The 4,242-nt window shown below is 70.2% G+C and carries 4 protein-coding genes and 1 pseudogene; 4 read left to right on the top strand and 1 reads right to left on the bottom strand.

Annotation, left to right across the window (positions count from 1 at the left end; genetic code table 11):
• The 3 genes and pseudogenes from Q0112_RS15995 to Q0112_RS15985 form a co-directional block, all read left to right on the top strand.
• Window positions 1-345 (top strand): annotated as a pseudogene (locus Q0112_RS15995) (CpaF family protein); the annotation flags it as partial.
• Complete coding sequence (locus tag Q0112_RS15990) at window positions 336-1,343, top strand: type II secretion system F family protein (RefSeq protein ID WP_297976974.1); 1,008 nt, start codon at window positions 336-338, stop codon at window positions 1,341-1,343. The pseudogene Q0112_RS15995 and the gene Q0112_RS15990, both read left to right, overlap by 10 nt.
• Before the next feature lie 10 nt (window positions 1,344-1,353).
• The gene (locus tag Q0112_RS15985; protein WP_297976973.1) at window positions 1,354-2,313 is read left to right on the top strand and encodes a type II secretion system F family protein; all 960 of its coding nucleotides are present in this window, start codon (window positions 1,354-1,356) and stop codon (window positions 2,311-2,313) included.
• Window positions 2,314-2,345: 32 nt separating this feature from the next.
• On the opposite strand, the gene Q0112_RS15980 is transcribed toward Q0112_RS15985, so the two are convergent.
• On the bottom strand, window positions 2,346-3,386 hold the full coding sequence (locus tag Q0112_RS15980) for a tetratricopeptide repeat protein (protein WP_297976972.1): 1,041 nt from the start codon (window positions 3,384-3,386) through the stop codon (window positions 2,346-2,348).
• Window positions 3,387-3,612: 226 nt separating this feature from the next.
• Between Q0112_RS15980 and Q0112_RS15975 the strand changes: the two genes are divergently transcribed.
• The gene (locus tag Q0112_RS15975) at window positions 3,613-4,077 is read left to right on the top strand and encodes a prepilin peptidase (RefSeq protein ID WP_297976971.1); all 465 of its coding nucleotides are present in this window, start codon (window positions 3,613-3,615) and stop codon (window positions 4,075-4,077) included.
• The last annotated feature ends 165 nt before the right edge of the window (window positions 4,078-4,242 follow it).

The following is a 4,242-nucleotide window of genomic DNA, read 5'->3' as shown; positions in this document are numbered from 1 at the left end:
CCGCGCGACGCGCTGACGCGGCTCGAGAACATGGTGGCGATGGCCGGCTTCAAGCTGCCGGCCGAGGCGGTGCGCGAGCAGATCCAGTCGGCGATCCACATGATCGTGCAGATCAGCCGCATGCGCGACGGCATGCGGCGGATCACCCAGGTGACCGAGATCACCGGCATGGAGGGCGAGGTCGTCACCACCCAGGACCTGTTCAAGTTCCACTACGAGGGCGAGACCAGCGACGGCAGCGTCGCCGGGCGGTTCGAGTGCTCGAACCTGCGTCCACACTTCATGCCGCGGGCGGAGTATTTCGGCCTCGGCACGCGGCTGATGGAGGCGATGGGGTGTCGCTAGATCTCGTCGTCGCCGCCGCGATCTTCATCGCCTCGGTGGCGGTGGCGATCGGGCTCGGGCTCTTCGTGCTGACCGTCGTGCTGAAGATGCAGGCCCGGCACCGCAAGCGGCTGGCCCGCGTCGGGCGGCGGCGGATGTCGGGGCGGCTCGACATGGAGGAGGCGCGCCTGATGCTGGTGCGCCAGAAGCAGGACTCGAACCTCGTCGTGAAGCTGACCGAGGCGCTGGCGCGCTTCATCCCGCTGCTCGACACCTCCCGGCTGCGGGCGAACTTCCGCCGGGCGGCGCTCGAATGGTCGGTGGGCAGCTTCGTCGCCATCTCGCTCGCGGTCGGCGTGGTGATCGCGGTGCTGATGATGCTGGCGCTCGGGCGGCCGATCTACGTGACGCTGCTGCCGGGGCTGCTCACCGGCATGCTGCTCGTCGACCGCTTCGTGAAGTTCCGCGGCGGGCGGCGGGCCAACCGCTTCATGAAGCAGCTGCCGGATGCGCTCGACACCATCATCCGCGGCATCCGCTCCGGCCTGCCGGTCATCGAGTGCATTGCCGGCGTCGGGCAGGAGTACGAGGATCCGGTCGGCGGGCATTTCCGCGCCATCAGCGAGCGGGTGATGCTCGGCGAGACGCTCGACGGGGCGCTCTGGCGGGTGGCGCGGGTGATCGACAAGCCGGAGATGGACTTCTTCGCCATCTCGATCGCCATCCAGGTGGAGACCGGCGGCAGCCTGTCCGACGCGCTCGGCAACCTCGCGGGGCTGCTGCGCGCGCGCGAGCGGATGAAGCTCAAGATCAAGGCGATCTCGTCCGAGGCCAAGGCGAGCGCGCTCATCATCGGGGCGCTGCCCTTCATGATGCTGGGGCTGCTGATGATGATGAGCCCGGACTATGTGATGCCGCTCTTCACCGACCCGCGCGGGCGGATCATGCTGCTCGCCGGGCTCGCCTCGATCAGCGTCGGCGCCTTCGTCATGTGGCGGATGACCCAGTTCGAGATCTAGGAGCGAGCCCATGTCCCCCATTGCCGTCCTCGGCCTCTCCGCCCTGCTCTCCTGCCTGCTGCTGGTGGCGGGCGCGAGCCACTGGCTGGTCGAGAAGCGGGCGCGGCTGCAGCGGGTGCGGACGGCGACCGGCAAGCGCGCCGGGCGGGTCAGCACGCTGGGCGCGGCGAAGCCGGCGAAGAACCAGCAGCTCCAGCAGGGGGCGCTGGCCGTCATGCGGGCCTCGACCAGGGGCTTCTCGATCATGAAGGGGCGGCAGGTCGAGGAGACGCGCAAGCTGCTGGTCAGCGGCGGCTTCCGCTCGCGCGACGCGATCGTCGTCTATACCTTCTTCAAGCTGGTGACGCCGCTCGTCTTCCTGGCCGGCGCGGCGCTCTACGTCTACGGGCTGCACCCACTCGACAAGGGGCCGATGGTCGATCTCGCCGCGGTGATGGCGGCGGCGCTGCTCGGGAGCAAGCTGCCGGATCTCTTCGTCAAGAACGTGCGGACAAAGCGGCTCGAGAGCATCCGCAAGGCGCTGCCCGACTCGCTCGACATGCTGGTGATCTGCACCGAGGCCGGGCTCGCCTCGGACGCGGCGCTGAAGCGGGTGGTGGCGGAGACCGGGCGCAACGCCTCGGCGCTGAGCGAGGAGCTGAACCAGACGGCGCTCGAGCTCGCCTTCATGCCCGAGCGGCGGCAGGCGCTCGAGAACCTGACGGAGCGCGCGCCGCTGCCCTCGGTCAACGCCTTCGCGAACACGATGATCCAGGCGGAGAAGTACGGCACGCCGCTCGCGCGCGCCTTCAAGGTGCTCTCCCAGGAGCAGCGCAACGAGCGGATGATGCGGGCGGAGGAGAAGGCGGGACGGCTGCCGGCGACGATGACCGTGCCGATGATGCTCTTCATCCTGCCCGCGCTCTTCATCGTGCTGATCGGGCCGGCGATCCTCGACATCATGGACAACTTCATCGGCATGGGGCAGTAGCCGCGGCCTTTCCCGGCCACCGCCCCTTCCGCCTACTCGCCGGGCGTCGTCGGCAGCGCGGCCGGCACCTTCGTCTTCTCCGCCCGCTCGGGAAGGATGCCGGTGCTGATGACGCCCGATGCGGGCACGAAGCTCGGCAGGGGGGGAGACGCCTCGCTCGCCGCGACCGGCACGGGCGACGGCTGCGGCGCGATCGGCGCGGCAGCGGCGGGCTTCGCGGGTGCCGCCGGCTCCGGCAGGGTAGCGACCTGCGGCAGCGCGATCGCCGCCGGCTCGACCGGAACGATCGCGCTCAGCGGATCGGGTTTCGCGGCCCGCTCCCTGGCGACCTGCGGCGGCTGGCTCAGGTTGCCGATCGGCTTGCCGCTGCGCAGCATCGCGCGGAGCTCGCGGTAGTAGGCGAGATTATTCTGGATGGCGCCGGAGCTGAGGTCGCCCGCGAGCGTCGCCTTCGCCTCCCGCTCGCGACCGGCCAGGCCGTAGACCAGCGCGAGGTTGCCGCGGGTCGTCGCGTTCGCCTTGCCGTCGCGCACCAGCTCCTGCAGGATCCGGATCCCGGCGTCGGTCTGCCCGGAGAGGCCGAGCGACAGCCCGAGGTTGCTGTTGAGCGCAAAGTCGGTCGGGTCGCGCTTCAGGCCCTCGCGATAGGTCGCCTGCGCCTCGGCATGGCGGCTCAGCCGGTCGAGGGCGATGCCGCGGGCGGTGGTGATCCGGACGTCGCGCGGCCGCTTGGCGGCGGCGATGTCGAGATTGGCCAGCGCCGCCTGCGGCTGTCCCGCGCTCATCTGCGTGCGGGCGAGCTCGAGCAGCACGTCCGGATCCTTCGGCCGCCGCCGGTTGGCCTCGTTCAGCGCCTGCTCGGCGCGCGCGTACTGGCCCATGCCGGCGTAGCTGCGCCCGAGGCCGACGAGGGCGTCGATCGAGTTCGGATTCGCCTCGAAGGCCTGCCGGTAGAGCGCCTCCGCGGTCTGGAAGTCGCCCGCCGCCGCCGACCGGTCGGCCAGCCGGGTCGAGGAGGTCCCGCTCGCGCTCTTGAAGCCGCTCCCGTCGGAGCAGCCCGCAAGCAGCGACATCGCGGCAATGCCGGCCGCCAAAAATCTGTACCGATTATGATTTGTGGCCATCGCTACTCGCCTCGTGCTTGACCTCGCCGCGCGCAGCATATCATTACGGTTGTATTTTTCCACAGATTTTAGCGCATAGGTAGAGACGCTCCTCGGTTACCTCTCGGAAACCTGTCGCGGTCAAGCTCGCGGCGGCGCGGCCGGACCGGGCGGCGCATGGTTCGGAGACTCGCAAATGGCGCTCGTCCTCGCCGCCGCTGCCATCGCGCTCTTTCTCGCCGCCGCGCTGAGCGACGCGTTCAGCCGCCGGATCCCGAACCCGGTGTCGATCGCGCTGGCGCTCCTCGGCCTGGCCCGGATCGGCGTGGGGCTGGCCGGCGGAGAAGGCATGCTGACCGCGGCACTCGATCTCGGCGCGGCGGTCGCCGTCTTCAGCCTCGCGGCCGTGGCCTTCCGCTACGGCCTGCTCGGCGGCGGCGACGTGAAGCTGCTCGCCGCCGGCACCCTCTGGCTCGGCGCGGCCGCGCTCGGGCCCTACATCGTGACGACCGTGCTCGCGGGAGGCCTGATGGCCGTCGTCTTCATCTTCTGGCATCTCGTGAAGCCGGTCAGCCTGCGCCGCCGGCAGCCGAGCCTGCCCTATGCGGTCGCCATCGCAGCCGGCGGCATCCTGACGACGGCGGGCGCCTTCTGGGTCTGACGCGCTCCCCGCCTACGCTGACGGATCAATCCCGACGCTTTCAGGTGCAATACGGATTCCATATGCGTCCCAGATCGAGCGAATCCCGGTAAACCGTTGCCGGCCAGCCGATTCAGCCGGAGCGATCGGGATTCAGGCCGCGCGCTCGTCGACGAAGCGGACCCC

Origin of the sequence: uncultured Amaricoccus sp. (assembly GCF_937858865.1) — a bacterium.
Taxonomy (GTDB): Bacteria; Pseudomonadota; Alphaproteobacteria; order Rhodobacterales; family Rhodobacteraceae; genus Amaricoccus.
Note: the sequence above shows the minus strand (reverse complement) of the source record. Positions and strands in the feature narration are given on the sequence as shown.

Excerpts from the sequence above, each read along its gene's own strand:
- Q0112_RS15985 (WP_297976973.1), top strand. The coding sequence starts at position 1,354 with ATGTCCCCCATTGCCGTCCTCGGCCTCTCCGCCCTGCTCTCCTGCCTG.
- Q0112_RS15980 (WP_297976972.1), bottom strand. The coding sequence starts at position 3,386 with ATGTCGCTGCTTGCGGGCTGCTCCGACGGGAGCGGCTTCAAGAGCGCG.
- Q0112_RS15975 (WP_297976971.1), top strand. The coding sequence starts at position 3,613 with ATGGCGCTCGTCCTCGCCGCCGCTGCCATCGCGCTCTTTCTCGCCGCC.